Here is a 17,236-nt window from a genome sequence, read left to right as displayed (position 1 = left end):
GCGTCGTGACGGTACCGCGAGGGTCCGCCGCATGATCGCCGCGCTCGCACCGACCCTGATGATCCGCTGCCTGTTGGCGGAGCTGCTCGCCGGCGCGGTGGCGGCACTGACCCCCGTGGTCGGCACCCGCGTGGAGCGCGCGTTGATCTACCTGCTGCTGGTGCGCCGCACGCTGGAACGCGGTCGCCCCACCCCCGTCGTCGGCATCGGCGAGGCGGTGGGCATGCCATTCGAGACCGCGCGCCGCCACGTCGCCGCGCTCACCGCGACGGGTCATTGCCAGCGCATCGCCGGCGGGATGATCGCCGCCGGCCGGCCGCTCGACGATCCCGCGCTGGCGCCGCGTCTCGCGCTCGTCCACGATCGCGCCGTCGCCTTGATCGAGCGGCTCTCCGCGGCGGCGCTGCTGCCCGAGATCGCGGTCCCGCCGGGGGATTATGACTGGACCGATGGCCTCCGGGTCGCCGCCGATCTCACGCTCGCGGTGGCGCTGGCGGACCGGTCCCGCTGCGCGAAGCCGCTCGATCGCGTCCTCCTCGCCGCCCTGCTGGCGGGCAATGCCGGCGCGGCCCTGTTCCACCGCGCCGCGCCGGCCGACGAGGGCCCGTCGGCGTGGCGCCCGGTGCGCGGCCGCCTCGTCGCCGCGGCGCTCCACCTGCCGGAGGCGACGGTGCGGCGGCGCTACGCCGGTCTCGACGCCGCGGTCGCGGTGACCGCGGGCGGCCTCGTGCTGCGTCCCGCCTGGCTCACCGACGCCGCGGGCGAGGCGGTGGCCGCGGCGTCGCGCGTGGCCCTGCGGCGCCACCTCGGGCAGCTCGCCCGGCACCGGTTCCCCTTCGATGCGCCGGGCACGGCGTATCGTCGCGGCACGCCCCTGCCGCTCGATTTCGGATAGCGCCACGCGCGATTCCGCTTGTTCGCGCCCCGCCGCCGCTGCCACACTCGCCGGCGATGCCATTGCGTCACCGCCCCTCGCGCCTATCTCCCGCCCCAACCGGCGCGTCCGTCGCCGTGCAAGGAGCCGCATGAGCCGAAAGCCCGTTCCCGCCCAATCCGGCGAGCGTTCCCGCGTCGAGCTGCTGTTCGACAAGCCCCAGCTGCTCAGCCAGCTGTTCGGCCAATATGACCAGCATCTGGTGGCGCTCGAGAACCGGCTCGGCGTCTATATCACCGCGCGCGGCAATCGCGTCGGGCTGGAGGGTACCGCCGAGCAGGTGGCGCTCGCGCGCGACGTGCTCAACGACCTGTACCACCGCATCCAGCGCGGCGAGGAGGTCGACACCGGGCTGGTCGACGCCGCGATCGCGATGGCGGCCGAGCCCGTGCTCGACGGCATCATCCGCGCCGATTCGGGCAGCGGCGCGCCCTCGGTGATGATCCGCACGCGCAAGAAGACGATCGTGCCGCGCACCCCCGCGCAGGCGCATTACATGCGCGAGCTCACCTCGCACGATATGATCTTCGCGCTCGGGCCGGCGGGTACCGGCAAGACCTATATCGCGGTGGCGCAGGCGGTGGCGCAGCTGATCTCGGGCAGCGTGCAGCGGCTGATCCTGTCCCGCCCCGCGGTGGAGGCGGGCGAGAAGCTCGGCTTCCTGCCCGGCGACATGAAGGAGAAGGTCGATCCCTATCTCCGTCCGCTCTACGACGCCTTGCACGACTGCCTCCCCGCCGAGCAGGTCGAGCGGCGGATCGCCAGCGGCGAGATCGAGATCGCGCCAATCGCCTTCATGCGCGGCCGCACGCTGGCCGACGCCTTCGTGATCCTCGACGAGGCGCAGAACACCACGCCGGCGCAGATGAAGATGTTCCTCACCCGCTTCGGCCAGAACAGCCGGATGGTGATCTGCGGCGACCCGAACCAGACCGACCTTCCCGGCGGCGTCGCGTCGAGCGGGCTGGCCGACGCCACCTTCCGGCTGGAGGGCGTGGAGGGCATCTCGCTGTGCCGCTTCACCGCGGGCGACGTGGTGCGGCATCCGATCGTCGGGCGGATCGTCGAGGCCTATGAGGGCAGGGAGGCTTGAGGCGACGGGATATCCGGAGGTGTCATGGGCGCGTTGTACATAAAGAACGGCGAGACTGCCGAGCTGGCGCGAGAGGTGGCGGACATGCTCCATGTCACGAAGACCGCCGCGGTGCATGACCCGCTGCTGCACCGACGGGATGCGCTGAGGGCGGAGCAACGGCGCAGCATCCACGAGCGGCTCGACGCGTGGCGTGCTGCTCATCCGCTCGGCGAGCCGACTGGGCGCGAGGCAGACAAGGCCTTCTACGACTCGCTCAACGACGAGGACGACCAGTGACAGTCTTCATCGACGCCTCCGCCCTCGTGGCGACCGCGACGGGAGAGCCGGAGGCGCGCGACCTGGAGGAAGAGTTTGGCGCAGCAGAGCGACGGCTCTCCTCACCGATCGCGCTGTGGGAGACGGCGCGCGCGGTGACTCGCAAGCGCAAAGTGTCGATCGACGTCACTTATGCGGAACTCACGACGCTGTTGCAGGAGTTCGCCGTCGACCTAGTCACGATCGGCGAGGCGGAGACCGTTGCGGCGATCGCGGCCCAGGCACGTTACGGCAAGGGCACCGGCCACCCCGCCCGACTCAACATGGGCGATTGTTTCGCTTATGCCTGCGCCACGACCCATGGCGCCGCCCTGCTCTACACGGGCGACGATTTCTCGCACACGGACCTCGCCTGACATGATCCACGTCGAACTCACCCGCGAGGAGCCCTGGCCCGACGATTCGTGGGAGCAGCGCGCGCTCGCCGCCGCGCGCGCCGCGGTGGGGCACACCCCGCACGGCGACCTGCTCACCACCGCCGCCGCGGTCGAGGTGAGCGTCCGGCTCACCGACGACGGCGAGGTGCACGCGCTCAACCGGCAATATCGCGGCAAGGACAAGCCCACCAACGTGCTGTCCTTCCCGATGGTGCAGCCCGACCTGCTCGACACCGTCAGCCAGAATTCCGACGACGGCGAGCTGCTGCTCGGCGACATCGTGCTGGCGCACGGCGTCTGCGCGCGCGAGGCGGAGGAGCGCGGCATCGCGGTCGCCGATCATTTCACCCACCTTGTGGTGCACGGCACTTTGCATCTGCTAGGCTATGACCACATGAGCGACGAAGAGGGGGACGCGATGGAGGAGATCGAGCGCGCCGCGCTCGCCGACCTCGGTGTCGCCGACCCCTATCTCATACGCGAGGACTGACGAACGGCGATGGCCGACGACCGAAGTAGCGCCGGCAGCGGCGACCACCATCACGAGCCCGGCATCTGGTCCGGCCTGCGCAACCTCATCTTCGGCGAACCGCACGAGGCGACGCTGCGCGAGGTGCTCGAGAAGGCGATCGACCGCTACGAGGAGGATCCCGCGCCCGACCTGAAGGGCGATCTCACCCCGCTCGAGCGCCAGATGGTGCGCAACCTGCTCCATTTCAGCGAGCGCGACGCCGGCGGCATCGGCGTCCCGCGCGCCGATATCGTCGCGGTGGAGGAGGCGACCAGCTTCGCGCACCTGATTGAGCTGTTCGCCGAGGCGGGGGTGAGCCGCCTGCCGGTCTATCGCGAGAACCTCGATCACATCATCGGCATGGTCCATATCAAGGACGTGTTCGCGATCCTGTCACGCGGTGGGGAGCCGCCCGCGACGATCGCGGCGCTGATCCGCCAGCCCCTGTACGTGCCGATGAGCCGCGGCGCGCTCGACCTGCTCGCCGACATGCGCCAGTCGCGGATCCATCTCGCCGTGGTGCTCGACGAATATTCGGGCACCGAGGGGCTGGTGACGATCGAGGATCTGATCGAGGAGATCGTCGGCGAGATCGAGGACGAGCACGACGACGCGCCCGAGGTGCTGCTTGTCCCGCTCGACGGCGGCGCCTGGGAGGCCGACGCGCGGGTCGAGCTCGAGGACGTCGGCGCGACCGTCGACGCGCGGCTGGCCGAGGCGGAGAGCGACGTCGACACGATCGGCGGGCTCGCCGCGGTGCTCGCGGGGCGCGTGCCCGAGGCGGGCGAGTGCGTCGATCACCCGAGCGGCTGGCGGATCGAGGTGGTCGACGCCGATTCACGCCGGATCAACCGCCTGCGGCTCCACCCCCCGGTGCCCGAGCCCGAGGACGTCGACGCCTGAGACGCCGCGACGAACCGAGTTTCCGACGACAGGCAAGGCCTTGCCGAGAGGCGCCAGGGTGAGCTAGCGCGGCAGAGACGGTTCGGGGGCGGTGCGCCGCCCCCCTCGGGCAACCGACCAAGTCAGCCCTTCGGGTCGCCCGCAGGCAGCTCGGTCGGGGGTCGCCGGCGTGCCCCCCACGCCGGCGGCCCACCTCCGCGCCGCGCGCCCATGTCGGCCGGGCGCGGCTGTTCCCTGGTATCCTCAATCATTTATTAACCTCCAGGCGGTCTAATCCCGACGCCCCGCGCGCGCCGCGGGGATCGGAGGTGTTCGATGGCGTCTCTCCTCGCCGCGCTGCTGCTCCAGGCGGCGGTGCCGGCCGCGCTCGCCACGAACGGCGACTGGATCCTGGGCTGCGACAATCTGCGCTCGTGTCAGGCGCTGGCGCGCGGCAGCGGCGGCGTCGAACCGCGACTGAGGCTGGTCTTGCGCCGAGACGGCGCGACCGCGGCGGCGGCGCGGCTCGAGGTGTCGCTCCCGGCGAGCGTCGCGGCGGGCAGCCGAGTCACGCTCGCGGTCGACGGGCGACCGCTCGCGCAGCTGATCGCGCCGGGCGGCGGCGCGGGTCTGGCGCTGCCGTTCGAGGGCAACATCGCCGCGGCGCTGGTGCGCGGCCGGCGCGTGACGCTGCTCGCCCCCGGGCGGCGTATCCTCGCGGGCGCGTCGCTCGCCGGGCTCGAGGCGACGCTGCGCGCGGTCGACGCGGCACAGGCGCGCGAGGGGAGCGCCACCGCGCTCGCGCCACGCGCGCGCGGCATCGTCGTCGTCGCCGCGCTCCCCCCCGCCCCGGTGCTGCCGGTGATCGATCAGCCGGAGGTGACCGGTGAGGCGCCGCGCCGCTTCTCCGCCAGGGACGCGCGCAGGCTGCTCGGCCGCGTCGCCGCCGACTGCGCCGCGGCACGGACATGGCGGCTCGACGCCGCGCACACGCTGCTGGCGGTCGATCCGGGCTGCGCGACGACCCACGGGCTCCCCGCACTCTACCTGCTGCCGCCGAAAGGCGCGGCGACCACCGCGGCGACCGACATCGCGCCGGCGGCGACGCCGCCGAGCTGGGACCCGGCGCGCCGTCGGCTGGTCAGCGCGGCGGGGCCGCTGCGCCAGGAATATGCGTGGGACGGCACGCGCTTCCGGCTCGTGCTCGAGCAGCATGACGCCACGCTGCCCGACGCCGGCGGCGACGCGGACGTGATCACGACCTGGCGCGCGACCGTGGCGGTGCACTGAGCGAGGGCCGCCCGCTCACGCCGTCGCGCGCGTTCGAGGTGAGGTGCGCCCGGCCGTGTGCCGCGACCGCGCTCCCGCTAGCCCAGCACCTCGCCGAGGAAGTCGCGCATCGCGCCCCAGCTGCGGCGATCGGCGCGCGCCTCATAGGCGACGCCGGGCACGGTCGAGCCGCGCCGGCTCTCGTCGGTGAAGGCGTGGCCGGCGTTGCCATAGGCATGGATCTGCCAGTCGGCCTCCGCCTCGCTCAGTTCCTGCGCCAGCGCGGTGACCGCCTCGGGAGGGCCGAGCGGGTCGTCCCAGCCGTGGCAGACCAGGACCTTGGCGCGGATCGGCGACACGCTCGCATGATCGGGCCGGTCGTACACGCCGTGGAAGCTCACCACGCCGAGCACGTCGAGCCCGGCACGCGCCATGTCGAGCACGCACTTGCCGCCGAAGCAGAAGCCGATCGCGGCGGTGCGCGCGGCGTCGACCTCGGGCTGAGCCGCGAGCGCGGCGAGGCTGGCGGCGAGCCGGTCGCGCAGCAGCGCGCGGTCGGCGTTGAGTTCGTCCATGTAGCGCGAGATGTCGGGGCCGGGCGCGGCGCGGCGCCCCTCGCCATACAGGTCGCAGGCGTAAGCGGCGTAGCCGAGCGCGGCGAGCGCCTCGGCCTTGGCGTTGTCGGCCTCCTTCTGGCCGAGGATGTTGGGCACGACGAGGACGCCGGGGCGCGGCGCGGCGTCCGAGTCGTCCCAGGCGAACACGCCGGCGAAACGGCCGCCGGGGCCGTCGTGGAGGAGCGGGCGGCGGGTGATCGGCATCGCTGGGTCTCCGGGCGAGCGTGGTTGTCTCGCACGCCGCATGCGCTAGAGCGATGCCGAGCGAGCGGCAAGCGGGAGCGAGCGTGGACGAGGCGGCGACGGCGAGGCGCGACTATGCGGTACGGCGCGGTGACCCCAGCGAGGCCGCGATCGCGGCACTGCTCGCCGCGCACGTCGCGGACCAGCGCGCGGGCACGCCGGCGGGCTTCTCCTTCGCGCTCGACGCCGCGCGGCTCGCGGCGCCCGACGTCGCGCTATTCGCCGCCTGGGACGGCGACACGCTCGCCGCGGTCGGCGCGCTCAAGCGGCTCGACGACGGCGCGGGCGAGGTGAAGTCGATGCGCGCCGCCCCGGCGTATCGCGGCCTCGGTGCGGGGCGCGCGATCCTCGACGCGATCGTGGCGGCGGCGCGTGCGCAGGGGCTGACGCACCTCTATCTCGAGACCGGCACCACCCCGGCCTATGACGCCGCGCTGACGCTCTACCGCCGCGCGGGCTTCGCGCCCTGCGCCGCCTTCGCCGACTATCGCCCCAGCCCGCACAATCAGTTTCTCGCGCTCGCGCTCTAGCAGTTTCTCGCGCTCGCGCTCTAGCAGTTCCTCGCGCCCCCGCTCTAGCAGGAGTATCCGCATGCCCACGCTCGTCCTGATCCGCCACGGCCAGTCGGCCTGGAACCTCGAGAACCGCTTCACCGGCTGGTGGGACGTCGACGTCACCGAGCAAGGCGCCGCCGAGGCGCGCGCCGCGGGCGAGCTGATGGCCGCGAAGGGGCTCGACTTCGACCAGACCTTCACCTCGCTCCAGACTCGCGCGATCAAGACGCTCGACCTCGCGCTGGAGGCGATGGGGCGGTTGTGGCTGCCGGTGGAGAAGGACTGGCGGCTCAACGAGCGCCATTATGGCGGGCTGACCGGGCTCAACAAGGCCGAGACCGCGGCCAGGCACGGCGACGAGCAGGTGCATGTCTGGCGCCGCAGCTTCGACGTGCCGCCGCCGCCGATGGAGGCGGGGAGCGCCTTCGACCTCTCCGCCGACCGGCGCTACGCCGGCATCGACATCCCCTCGACCGAGAGCCTGAAGGACACGATCGCGCGCGTGCTGCCTTATTGGGAGGAACGGATCGCGCCCGCGCTCCGCGACGGTCAGCGCGTGCTGATCTCGGCGCACGGCAACTCGCTGCGCGCGCTGGTGAAGCATCTGTCGAACATCCCCGACGACGAGATCACCGGGCTGGAGATCCCGACCGGGCAGCCGATCGTCTACGAGCTCGACGAGCGGCTGGCCGCGACCGACCGCTATTATCTCAGCGAGCGCTGAGGCACGCGACCCGCGCCGGCCAGAAGGTCGAGCCCGAACCGTGCGGCCGGTCCGCCGCCCTCTACAATGAGGGCGGTGGTCCGGCCGTTCGCGTCTCCGCGCCACCTCGATCGTCCCGGAGTGAGCAGGAAGCGCGCTATGTCCCGCCCCACGCCCCGCCCCCTGCTCCGGCTCACGCTGTTGATCGTCGCGGCGCTGATCCTCGCCGCACTCGCCTATGGCCTCAGGGTTCACCGCGTCGGCGATCCGCCGGGACGAACGACGGCGATCGTCGGCACGAGCGCCGCCGCCGCGCCCGCTCCTGCGCCGGGCCCGACACCGACGGCGCTCGGTGACCCGCGGCGGTCGCGCGAGCGCGCGCCGATCGGCTCGGCCGCCGCCGTCCTACCCTGATCCCGCCGCGACGCGCCCGGTGGGCGACTACTCGCCACCGCGTCGCTGAACCTCACTCCGGGTCGACGGCGCGATCGCCGAGCGCGCGCGTCCCCGTTCTCAGCGCAGGGTGGCGCGGTAGCGCAGCAGCGCCTCGGGCTCGTCGGTCTGGATGATGCTGACGCCGTCGCGATACAGCCGCCCCCAGACCGCGTCGGGATCGCGGAGCGCCTCGCGGTCGCCGCCATAGCCAGCGGCGAACCCCTCCCACAGGCTGTTGACCCACAGCCGCACGCCGCACGCGCGCGCCGCCGCGCTCACCTGGACGAGCTGCGCCGCCCCCAGCCGCGGCAGCTCGACCCCGAGCGGGTGCGCCGGCGCGGCGGTCTGGCGGCGCAGCAGCGCGGCGAGATCGGCCCGCCGCCCCGGGTTGAGCAGGATCGGCATATAGCCGACGCCGGCGAAGGTCGGCTCCGCCGCCATCGCGGGCGTGTCGGCGCCCACCTCGCTCTTCAGGATGATCGCCTGCTCCATCCGGGCGCGGCGCACCGCGGCGGCGACCTCGGCATAGATGTTCGCCTTGACGTCGAGGTTGAGCAGGATGCGCCCGCGCGCCAGCGCCAGCATCTGGTCGAGCGTGAGCAGGCGCTCCTCGCTTACCGCGGCGCCGTCGCCGCCCTCGCCCTCCGCGCCGAGGCGCAGGTGGAGCCGTTGCAGCTCCGCCCAGCCGAGCCGGTCGACCGCGCCCTGGCCATCGGTGGTGCGGTCCACCGTCGCGTCGTGCAGGATCACCAGCACGCCGTCGGCCGAGCGGCGCACGTCGACTTCCATCACGTCGACCCCCAGCGCGACGCAGCGCTCCAGCGCGGCGCGCGAGTTCTCCGGCACGCTCGCGCCGAGCCCGTGATGCGGCGCCGGCGCGTGGCAGCCGCGATGCGCCGCGACGATCAGCCCGCCGCGCGGGTCGTCGAGCCGCGCGCGGATCGCGGCGCTGCCGCCCGCCGGGCCGGTCGAGGGCGAGGCGGGCGCGGCGACGGTCAGCGCGGCGGCGAGGAAGGCGATCGGCATCACTCTTGCCTCATCGTGTCGGGGTCAGCCGCAGGCCGACCCAGAAGCTGGTGGGCATGGAGTAGCGATCCTTGAGCAGGTTCACCCCCGGCCCGGTAAGTGTGGTGATGCCGCGATGGGTCAGGTTGCCGACCTGCGCGATCAGACTGGCGGCGGGTGACAGCCGGTAGCTGGCCGACAGGTCGACCTGGCTGCGCGGTGCCCAATAGAGGTCCTGCCACGCGATGTTGCTGACCAGGGCGCGCAGCGCGCGGCCCTGGCGATTGAGCGCGGCGCGCAGCTCGACGGCGTCGGCGGCGTAGAAGAGGGTCGCGTTGGCGGTGTAGCTCGGCTGGCCGACGAGCCGGTCGACCGCGCGGCTGCTGGTGGTGCCCGGCGTCGGCGAGAAGGGCACGGTCAGGCGACCGTCGAGCAGCGCGAGGTTGGTCGAGAGACCGATGCCCGCGAGCGGTGCGGCGAGCGCGCGCAGGCTGTTGATCACCACGCTCGCCTCGGCCCCCCGGATCCGCGCCGCGGCGGCGTTGGCGGGGGTGCTGATCGCGGCATGGGTGTAGGTCGTCCCGTCGAACGTGAAGGCACCGATCCGCGTGAGCGTGAAGATCTCGTCGCGGATCTTCTTGTCGAACAGCGCGAGCGAGACCAGCCCGTCGACCGCGTCGACGCGATAGTCGGCGGCGAGGTCGAGGTTGCGCGACACGCGCGGGCGTACCTCGGGGTTGCCGATCGTGACGGACACGCCGTCCGCCGCGGCATTCCCCTGGTCGGCGGTGCTCACGAAGGTGGTCGACGTGCGCGCGGCATATGCGTCATACGGCGGGCGGCCGAGCGTGCGGCTCGCGGCCGCGCGCAGGTCGAGCGCCGGCGTGGCATGCACCGTCAGCAGCGACGAGGGCAGCCACTCGCGATAGGAGGAACGCGTCGCGTCGGGGACGTAGACGTAGCTGCCGCTGGCGCGCTCGAGCTGGCGCCGCCGCCCGACCGTCTCCTGCCGCACCTCGTCGTAGCGCAACCCGGTGACGAGATGGACGATATCCTCGCGCAGCGTCGCCATCGCATAGCCGCCGCCCAGCCGCTCGCGATGCTCGAAATCGTCCTGGTTGTTGTAGGTCGACTGGTCGGTGGCATTATAGGCGCTGGGCGGCGCCGCCTCGACCTGGCGGCGCGCGCGCCGCGGATCGATCGCGAACATGTTGAGCGCCAACCCTTCCATCGGTGCGTTGGAAGGCCCGAGCACGTCCGCCATCGCCAGCCTGGGCGCACGGACGTTGGGCGCGAACTCGCTGCGGTCGATGGCGTAGCGCGGGCGGTCGTCGCTATAGCTCGCGCCGACCGCCAGGCCGGGGCCGCGATCGTCGCGCCCCTGGTTGATCGCATAGTCGAGCCGGGCGGTCGCGACCCGGTCGCTCGCCGCGCGCAGATAGTCGCGCGCCGGGCGCCAGTAGAGCAGGCTGTAGTTGCCGACGTCCTCGTACGCCGCGGCGGTGATGGGGAAGCGCTGGTCGCGCGCCGAGGTATCGTAGGTGAAGCCGTACTCCGCGGTCTGGACCGGGTTGGCGCCCTTGCCCACGCCGCTACGCCCGATCGCGTCGGGCTTCGCCGCCCCGGGCCGGGCGACGTTGGTGGCATATTTCACCATGAAGATCGGCTCGACATAGGTCGCGCGCGAGGCGGAGACTCGCGCCGACAATGCCTGGTGATCGCCCGGACGCCACGTCGCGCCGGCCTGGCCGACGCGGGTGCGCGTGGTGGTGATATGATGGGCGTAGCCGACCTCCACGTCGCCCTTCGGATAGCGGCCCGAGGTGGCGGTCTGGTCATAGACGCGCGTGCGGTCGCGCGGATCGACGATCAGCTCGTTGCGCTCCATGTCGTCGCGGAACTCATAATAGCCGCCGGTGGCGAACAGATCGAGCCGGTCGGCCGCGCGCGCCTCGAACTTGGCGGTAACGCCGACGCGGCTGCGCGCGTCCATCACATACCAATATTTGTCCTGCTGCGGCACCGCGCGGCCGTTGCCGAGCGCATTGCCGCCGAGCAACAGGCCGGTGCCGTCGTAGAAGCCATAATGCACCGTATCAGTGGTCATGTGCGTCTCGGTGTAGCTCGCCAGCGACTGGTAATTGGCCGAGAGCGTCGCGCCGAACTGATGCGCCGCGCCGAAGGTGGCGCTCGCGGTGGCGATCACCCGCCCGCCCGGATCGTTCTGATCGCGCGGCTTGCCATTGTCGCTGGCGTGGCCGAGCGAGCCCTCCACGGTGAGGAACGTGGCGCCGCCCTGCTCGAACGCCGAGCGTGTGCGCAGGTTGACCGCGCCGCCGGTGGCGTTGGGATCGAGATCGGGGGTGAAGGTCTTCACCACCTGGATCTCGCTCACCATCGAGGAAGGCAGGATATCGAGCCGCACCCCGCGCGTGATCGAACCAAGCGTGCCGTTGGGCGTGCCGGGCGAGGCGATCGTCAGCCCGTCGATCGTAACATTGTTGTAGCTCGGGCCGAGCCCGCGCAGCACCGGCGTGGCGGCCTCGTCGCGCGGATGCTCGTTGTCGGTGGCGGGCAGCACCGAGAGGCCCGGAACGCGGCGGAGCGCCTCGACGATCGTCGCGTCGGGCAGCGCGCGCACATCGGTGGCGCTGACCACGTCGACGATGTTGGTCGCGCCGCGCTTGGCCGCGATCGCGGCGGCGTTGGCGCGGCGGATGCCGGTGACGACGATTTCCTTGTCGGCGGCGTCGCCCGATCCGGTCGCGGCCGGATCCGTGACGCCCGTCGATGGCGTGGCGGGTGCGTCCGCCTGTGCCAGCGCCGGCGCGGCGGCCACCGCCGCGGCGGTGGCGAGCAGCCGCGCGATCGCGGCAGCGTGTCGTGTCATGTCCCCTGTCCCCCTGACCCGCGGCACCCTCGTGGGAGAGGGCCGCCGCGGGCGGGGTGTCGGCGAGACGTTGCGCCAGCGTTACGATTAGCCGATGCGGGTCAGGCGAGCGCGCGTGCCTCCGGCGCGCGGCGGCGCCGCAGCGCGATGCCCGTCAGCGCGAAGCCGAGGATCATCGTCAGCCAGGTCCCGGGCTCGGGCACCGCGGCGCGCGCGACGATGCCGCCGGTGTAATCGAGCACGCTGACCCCATCGGTGGTGCCGGCGCCGTAGCTGACGCCCTGACCGGTGTCGCCGTTGCTCCAGAAGTTCACCGCCTTGCCGCTGCTGGTGGTGAAGACCAGTCCATAGATGTCGAGGAAGCCGCCGCCGAACGGATAATCGGTCGCGGTCGGCGGTGAGCCGCCCGGATAGAAGAGATTGTCGTAGGAGAAGCCGGGCGCGAGGCCGTCGGGCCCGGGCACGCCGTTCTTGACGATGTAATGGCCGAAGCTCGCCGGGGCGAGCAGGTTGTCGGGAGTCGGCTTGCCTGGGCTGCTCGGCACCACGCCGGTGATCATCGTGGTCAGGTCGATGTTGCTGTTGGTGAGCGTCCCGCTCGCGCCGGTGACGATATAGGAGCCGACCGGGTCATAGGTGTTGGGCGAGGTGCCGATCGGCCCGGTGTTGGGATTGGCCTCATAGGTGAGCGAGACCGTGCCGCTCAGCCCGCCGCCACTGAAATCGAACACATAGCTGGCCGCGCTGGCCGGCGCGCCCATCGTCACGGCCGCCGCGGCGGCGATCACTGCCCATGGCCTCATCGTTCTTCCCCTCCGAGACTCGCGCCGTCGGGTCGCCGCGGCGCCGGCGCGGACGGTAGACGAGAACGTGGTTAATGGATTGTACGTTCGGGCCGGGTCGCGGGCGCGGGATCAGCTCGCCATCGGCAGGCGCAGCCGCACCAGCAGCCCGCCGAGGTCCTCGCTCTCCTCCAGCGCGACCGTGCCGTCGTAGATCTCGGCGACGTCGCGCACGATCGCCAGCCCCAGGCCGGTGCCGGGCTTGCCGGTGTCGAGCCGCACGCCGCGGTCGAAGATGCGCACCCGGTCGGCCTCGGGGATACCGAGCCCGTCGTCCTCCACCACCACCTCGACGAAGCCCGCCTGCGCGCCCACCGTGACGAAGACGCTGCCACCGCCGTACTTGGCCGCGTTCTCGACGAGATTGCCCATGATCTCGTCGAGGTCCTGGCGCTCGATATGCGCGATCAGGTCCTTGGGCCCGGTCATGTCGATGCGGACGTGCGGGTAGAGCCGCTGCACCGCGCGCTCGACCGACTCGACGCTGGGCCACACCGCCGCGCGGCTGTGCGCCGAACCGCGCCGCCCGACCGCGCGCGCGCGTGCCAGATGGTGATCGACCTGGCGCCGCATCGTCCGCGCCTCGCGTATCACCGTCGCGGCGAGATCGTCCGACTGGGCGGTGGCGGCGTTCATGATCACGGTGAGCGGAGTCTTGAGCGCGTGCGCCAGGTTGCCGGCGTGGCGCCGCGCCTCCTCGGCCTGAGTCTCGTTGTGCGCCACCAGCGCGTTGAGCTCCTCTACCATCGGCAGCAGCTCGAGCGGCATCTTGCCGCTGATCCGGCTGGAGCGGCCCGCGCGCATCTTGGCGATCTCGATGCGCAGCCGGCGCAGCGGCAGCAGCCCGTAGAAGGTCTGCAGCGCCGCCAGGATCACCAGCCCGACGCCGAGCAGCACGAAACTGCGCACCAAGGTGCGGCGCAGCACCGCGATCTGCGCGTCGAGCGCCTCCCGGCTCGACGCCACCTGGAAACGCCAGCGCACCTTGGAGCCCGGCAGCGTCACGTCGCGCTCGACGATGCGCAGCTTCTCGTCGGCGAACTGCGTGCTGTCGTAGCTGTGGACCGACCGGTCGTTGTGCGGCCTGCCATAAGCGAGCTGTCGGTCCCACAGCGAGCGCGACACGAACGCCTCGTGCCCCGGCGCCGAGACCTGCCAGTAGAGCCCGGAATAGGGCTCGACGAAGCGTTGGTCGGCGGGCTCGCGGTTGAACGTCACCTCCCCGGTCGAGTCCATCTCGGCCGAGACCAAGAGCGAACGCAGCACGTACTCGAGCTGGTCGTCGGCGTTGCCCGTCACCGCGCCGACCAGCACACGGTCGAGCGCGAACCCGCCGCCGACCAGCAGCGCCGAGATCCACAGCGCCGCGATCAGGATCATGCGCCGCGTGATCGAGCCGCGCGCGCGCGGCTCCTCCGGCGGCAGCTCGGCGGCGGAGTCGGCCGCGGTCACGCGCTCACGCGTCCGGATCGTCCAGGCTGTAGCCCAGCCCGCGGATCGTGGTGATCACGTCCTGGCCCAGCTTCTTGCGGATACGCGTGACGAACACCTCGATCGTATTCGAATCGCGGTCGAAGTCCTGGTCGTAGATATGCTCGATCAGCTCGGTGCGGCTGACCACCTTGCCCTTGTGATGGAGCAGGTAGCTCAGCAGCTTATACTCCTGCGCGGTGAGCTTCACCGGCTCGCCGTTGCGCGTCACCTTGCCCGAGCGCGTGTCGAGCCGCACGTCGCCCGCGGTCAGCTCGGACGAGGCGTTGCCCGAGGCGCGGCGGATCAGCGCGCGCAGGCGAGCGATCAGCTCCTCGGTCTGGAACGGTTTGGCGACATAATCGTCGGCGCCCGCGTCGAGCCCCGCGACCTTGTCGGACCAGCTGTCGCGCGCGGTGAGCACCAGCACCGGGGTGGTGCGCCCCTCCTTGCGCCAGCGGTCGAGCACGGTCAGCCCGTCGATCTCGGGCAGGCCGAGGTCGAGCACGATCGCGTCGTAGCTCTCGGTCGAACCGAGGAAATGTCCCTCCTCGCCGTCGGTGGCGAGATCGATGGCATAGCCCGCGCCCTCGAGCGTGGACTTGAGCTGCTGGCCGAGGTTCGGCTCGTCCTCGACGATGAGCACGCGCATTACTCTTCTTCCCCTCAGTTGCCGGTACGGCCGATGACTTGCCCGGAACGGCCGTCGACGTCGACCCAGATGACGTTGCCGTCGCGCAGGAACTTGAGCGTGTAGACGCCGCTCGGCATCTCCAGGTCGACGCCGATATATTGCGCGCCCTTCATCGTCGGCAGCACGCGCCGCTCGATCTCGGGCAGCGGCAGGATCCTGCCCGCGCGTCGCGCCTGCAGCGCCACCGCCCCCTCGCGCACCTGATCGGGCGCGGCCACCGCGGGCGCGGCGAGCCCGACCGGGAGCAGGAGCGGGAGCAGGCGGCGGTGCATTCTCACTCGTGCTCGCATAGGGAGAGGGGCTTGAACAGCCTGTGAATGGCCGGGATGCCGCGCAGCAACCCGCTGCGCCCGCGGGATGTTCCGCGCGCTGAGCGTCAGGAGCCCAGCAGCTCGCCGAGCCGGCGGGTCAGCTGCACCAGCGTCACCGGTTTCTGCAGCCGCGCGACGTCGCGATAGGTCGGCGGGATCGTCGCCGTGTCATAGCCGCTGAGGAACACCACCGGCACGCCGCGCGCCAGCAGCGCGTCCGCGAGCGGGAAGCTGAGCTCGCCGCGCAGGTTGATGTCGAGCAGCGCGGCGTCGGGCATCGCCTCTCCCGCGGCGTGCGCCAGCGCGGGGGCGAGGCTGGCGAACAGCGTGACGCTCGCGCCCGCGTCGAGCAGCGCGCGCTCCAGCCGCACCGCGACGTAGAACTCGTCCTCGCACACCAGCAGCCGCCGCCCCACGAGCGTGCCGGCGCCCCCGTCCGCCGTGTCGCCGCTCACGCCGCGCCGCCGAGCGGGACATGGAGGCGGCACGTCACCGCGCCGGCGACGATGCGATAGTCGCTCGACGCGCCGAGCTGGAACGGCAGCGCGCGCTCAATCAGCTCGCGCCCGAAGCCGCGCCGCGAGTCGCTCGCCGGCGCGGGAAGGTCGCCGGTCTCCTCCCAGCCGAGATCGAGCATCGCCTCGTCCGCGGTAACGTTCACCTGCCAGCGGATCGCGATCCGCCCCGCGCCGCGCGCGATCACCCCGTGCTTGCGCGAGTTGGTGGCGAGTTCGTGGATCACCAGCGCCAGCGTCTGCACCATCGTGCTCGGCAACAGCACGTCGGGCCCGTCGAGCACGATCAGCGACTCCCGGTCGGCGATGCCCAACGCGTCGCGCTCGGTCTCGAGCAGGTGGCGCAGCGTCAGCCGCTCGCCCGCCGAGAGCAGCCGCTGCGCGCGCGCCAGCGCCTGCAGCCGATCGTGGAAGCTCGCCTCGAACGCCTCGGGCGAGGCCGCCGCGGCCATGGTCTGGAGCGCGATGCCCTCGACCACCGCGAGCAGGTTGCGCGTGCGGTGCTGCAGCTCGGCCACCAGCACCGCCTGGCGCGCCTCCAGCGCGCGCAGGTCCTCGACGTCGGTGAAGGTACCGACCCAGGTCGGCTCGCCCAGCTCGAACGCGGTCGGCAGCGCGCGGCCCTGGTACCAGCGGTAGATGCCGTCATGCTGGTGCCAGATGCGGCATTCCACCTCGAAGATGCCGCGCGCCTCGGCCGCGCCCCAGGCCTCCTCCACCGCGACCGCGTCCTCGGGATGGACCGCGTCGAGCCAGCCGCGACCGAGGCTCGAATCGGGGTCTCGCCCCGTCACCTCGGTCCATTGCGGCCCCATCCAGCGCCACTGCGCGCCGGGCTCGGCGCACCACACCAGCTGCGGGATGCCCTCGAGCACCAGCCGGAGCTGCCACTCGCTGCGCTCGCGCGCGGCACGCTCGTCGCCGCGGCGGCGCAGCGCGTCGATCCGCAGCATGCTGGCGGCGACCAGGCTGGCGTAGATGCGCAGATAGGCGAACTCGGCCGAGAAATCGCGCGGCTCGCGCGTGCTGATGTGGAGCAGCCCCAGCATCGGCGTGCCCGGTCCGTCGCGCAGCGGGATCAGCGCCAGCCCGCGCTGATCGAAGCGGCGCAGCAGCCCGCGCGTCTCCAGCCGCGGCTCGTCGCGCGCGTCGGGCACGATCACCGGCTCGCCGTCGCGCAGCAGCCGGCTCTCGAGGGACTGCTCGTCGCGCCGGGTGATGCTGCCGCCGATCAGCGCGGGCGCGATCCCGGCGCCGGCGCGCACCTCCACCGAGCGGTGGTCGGCGCTCTGGCGGTATAGCAGCACGATGTCCGCCCCGACCGCGCGGCGGACGTAATCGCACGCCTCCTGCAACAGGCGATCGATGTCCTCGGACAGGATGGCGAGCTCGGCGAAGGCGGCGAGCATCTCATGCTGATGGAGCGCGGCGTCGGGCGCGCGGGAGGACGCGGGGAACGCGTCCAGCGGCGATCCGTCAGCAGGCATCGCATTCGTCTCCGCACGCCGCGCCCGCGACCCCGGGTCGCCGCGTGAATTGCCCCGAGCCTGCCGCATAGACACCAGAACTTATT

Annotated in this window: 19 protein-coding genes; 10 read left to right on the top strand and 9 right to left on the bottom strand. The window is 72.2% G+C overall.

The window, feature by feature from the left end; all coding sequences use genetic code 11:
* The first annotated feature begins 31 nt into the window (after positions 1 to 31).
* The 7 genes from KZ813_RS12240 (at position 32) to KZ813_RS12210 (ending at position 5,405) form a co-directional block, all read left to right on the top strand.
* On the top strand, positions 32 to 895 hold the full coding sequence (locus KZ813_RS12240; RefSeq protein WP_219755263.1) for a hypothetical protein: 864 nt from the start codon (positions 32 to 34) through the stop codon (positions 893 to 895).
* Between the two features lie 130 nt (positions 896 to 1,025).
* Positions 1,026 to 2,027, top strand: coding sequence for a PhoH family protein (locus KZ813_RS12235; RefSeq protein WP_219755262.1), 1,002 nt, complete (start codon positions 1,026 to 1,028; stop codon positions 2,025 to 2,027).
* A gap of 24 nt (positions 2,028 to 2,051) precedes the next feature.
* Positions 2,052 to 2,306, top strand: a complete 255-nt coding sequence (locus tag KZ813_RS12230) for a type II toxin-antitoxin system VapB family antitoxin (protein WP_219755261.1) — start codon at positions 2,052 to 2,054, stop codon at positions 2,304 to 2,306.
* The gene (locus KZ813_RS12225) at positions 2,303 to 2,701 is read left to right on the top strand and encodes a type II toxin-antitoxin system VapC family toxin (RefSeq protein ID WP_219755260.1); all 399 of its coding nucleotides are present in this window, start codon (positions 2,303 to 2,305) and stop codon (positions 2,699 to 2,701) included. The genes KZ813_RS12230 and KZ813_RS12225 overlap by 4 nt, the downstream gene beginning before the upstream one ends.
* Before the next feature lies 1 nt (position 2,702).
* A complete protein-coding gene (gene ybeY / locus KZ813_RS12220) occupies positions 2,703 to 3,212 on the top strand; it encodes an rRNA maturation RNase YbeY (protein ID WP_219755259.1) in 510 nt (169 codons plus the stop codon).
* 9 nt (positions 3,213 to 3,221) lie between these two features.
* Positions 3,222 to 4,136, top strand: coding sequence for a hemolysin family protein (locus tag KZ813_RS12215; protein ID WP_219755258.1), 915 nt, complete (start codon positions 3,222 to 3,224; stop codon positions 4,134 to 4,136).
* 315 nt (positions 4,137 to 4,451) lie between these two features.
* Positions 4,452 to 5,405, top strand: coding sequence for a DUF1176 domain-containing protein (locus tag KZ813_RS12210; RefSeq protein WP_219755257.1), 954 nt, complete (start codon positions 4,452 to 4,454; stop codon positions 5,403 to 5,405).
* Positions 5,406 to 5,482: 77 nt separating this feature from the next.
* Here the strand turns inward: KZ813_RS12210 and KZ813_RS12205 are convergent, their stop codons facing one another.
* Positions 5,483 to 6,205 carry a dienelactone hydrolase family protein gene (locus KZ813_RS12205; protein WP_219755256.1) on the bottom strand — a complete coding sequence of 241 codons (723 nt, stop codon included), beginning with the start codon at positions 6,203 to 6,205 and terminating at the stop codon, positions 5,483 to 5,485.
* 83 nt (positions 6,206 to 6,288) lie between these two features.
* Here KZ813_RS12205 and KZ813_RS12200 point away from each other — a divergent pair, with 83 nt between their 5' ends.
* The 3 genes from KZ813_RS12200 (at position 6,289) to KZ813_RS12190 (ending at position 7,915) form a co-directional block, all read left to right on the top strand.
* Complete coding sequence (locus KZ813_RS12200; RefSeq protein WP_308461875.1) at positions 6,289 to 6,774, top strand: GNAT family N-acetyltransferase; 486 nt, start codon at positions 6,289 to 6,291, stop codon at positions 6,772 to 6,774.
* 61 nt (positions 6,775 to 6,835) lie between these two features.
* Positions 6,836 to 7,522, top strand: a complete 687-nt coding sequence (gpmA, locus tag KZ813_RS12195; RefSeq protein ID WP_219755254.1) for a 2,3-diphosphoglycerate-dependent phosphoglycerate mutase — start codon at positions 6,836 to 6,838, stop codon at positions 7,520 to 7,522.
* Positions 7,523 to 7,660: 138 nt separating this feature from the next.
* Positions 7,661 to 7,915 (top strand): hypothetical protein, encoded by a 255-nt coding sequence (locus tag KZ813_RS12190; protein ID WP_219755253.1) that lies wholly within the window; start codon positions 7,661 to 7,663, stop codon positions 7,913 to 7,915.
* Positions 7,916 to 8,014: 99 nt separating this feature from the next.
* On the opposite strand, the gene KZ813_RS12185 is transcribed toward KZ813_RS12190, so the two are convergent.
* The 8 genes from KZ813_RS12185 to KZ813_RS12150 form a co-directional block, all read right to left on the bottom strand.
* Positions 8,015 to 8,962, bottom strand: a complete 948-nt coding sequence (locus KZ813_RS12185; protein ID WP_219755252.1) for a glycerophosphodiester phosphodiesterase family protein — start codon at positions 8,960 to 8,962, stop codon at positions 8,015 to 8,017.
* A gap of 10 nt (positions 8,963 to 8,972) precedes the next feature.
* A complete protein-coding gene (locus KZ813_RS12180) occupies positions 8,973 to 11,831 on the bottom strand; it encodes a TonB-dependent receptor (protein WP_219755251.1) in 2,859 nt (952 codons plus the stop codon).
* A gap of 101 nt (positions 11,832 to 11,932) precedes the next feature.
* Positions 11,933 to 12,634: a PEPxxWA-CTERM sorting domain-containing protein gene (locus tag KZ813_RS12175; RefSeq protein ID WP_258046703.1), complete on the bottom strand. Its 702-nt coding sequence runs from the start codon at positions 12,632 to 12,634 to the stop codon at positions 11,933 to 11,935.
* Positions 12,635 to 12,745: 111 nt separating this feature from the next.
* The gene (locus KZ813_RS12170) at positions 12,746 to 14,053 is read right to left on the bottom strand and encodes a sensor histidine kinase (protein WP_219755372.1); all 1,308 of its coding nucleotides are present in this window, start codon (positions 14,051 to 14,053) and stop codon (positions 12,746 to 12,748) included.
* Between the two features lie 76 nt (positions 14,054 to 14,129).
* The gene (locus KZ813_RS12165; protein ID WP_132910018.1) at positions 14,130 to 14,795 is read right to left on the bottom strand and encodes a response regulator transcription factor; all 666 of its coding nucleotides are present in this window, start codon (positions 14,793 to 14,795) and stop codon (positions 14,130 to 14,132) included.
* Positions 14,796 to 14,809: 14 nt separating this feature from the next.
* Positions 14,810 to 15,109, bottom strand: a complete 300-nt coding sequence (locus KZ813_RS12160; RefSeq protein WP_258046702.1) for a hypothetical protein — start codon at positions 15,107 to 15,109, stop codon at positions 14,810 to 14,812.
* A 104-nt stretch (positions 15,110 to 15,213) separates the two neighbouring features.
* Positions 15,214 to 15,603, bottom strand: a complete 390-nt coding sequence (locus KZ813_RS12155) for a response regulator (RefSeq protein ID WP_219755249.1) — start codon at positions 15,601 to 15,603, stop codon at positions 15,214 to 15,216.
* Positions 15,600 to 17,150: a sensor histidine kinase gene (locus tag KZ813_RS12150; protein ID WP_219755248.1), complete on the bottom strand. Its 1,551-nt coding sequence runs from the start codon at positions 17,148 to 17,150 to the stop codon at positions 15,600 to 15,602. The genes KZ813_RS12155 and KZ813_RS12150 overlap by 4 nt, the downstream gene beginning before the upstream one ends.
* Positions 17,151 to 17,236: the final 86 nt, after the last annotated feature.

Origin of the sequence: Sphingomonas folli, assembly GCF_019429525.1 — a bacterium.
Lineage (GTDB): Bacteria > Pseudomonadota > Alphaproteobacteria > Sphingomonadales > Sphingomonadaceae > Sphingomonas > Sphingomonas folii.
The sequence above is the reverse complement of the archived record's forward strand: the minus strand, read 5'-3'. Positions and strand labels throughout refer to the sequence as shown.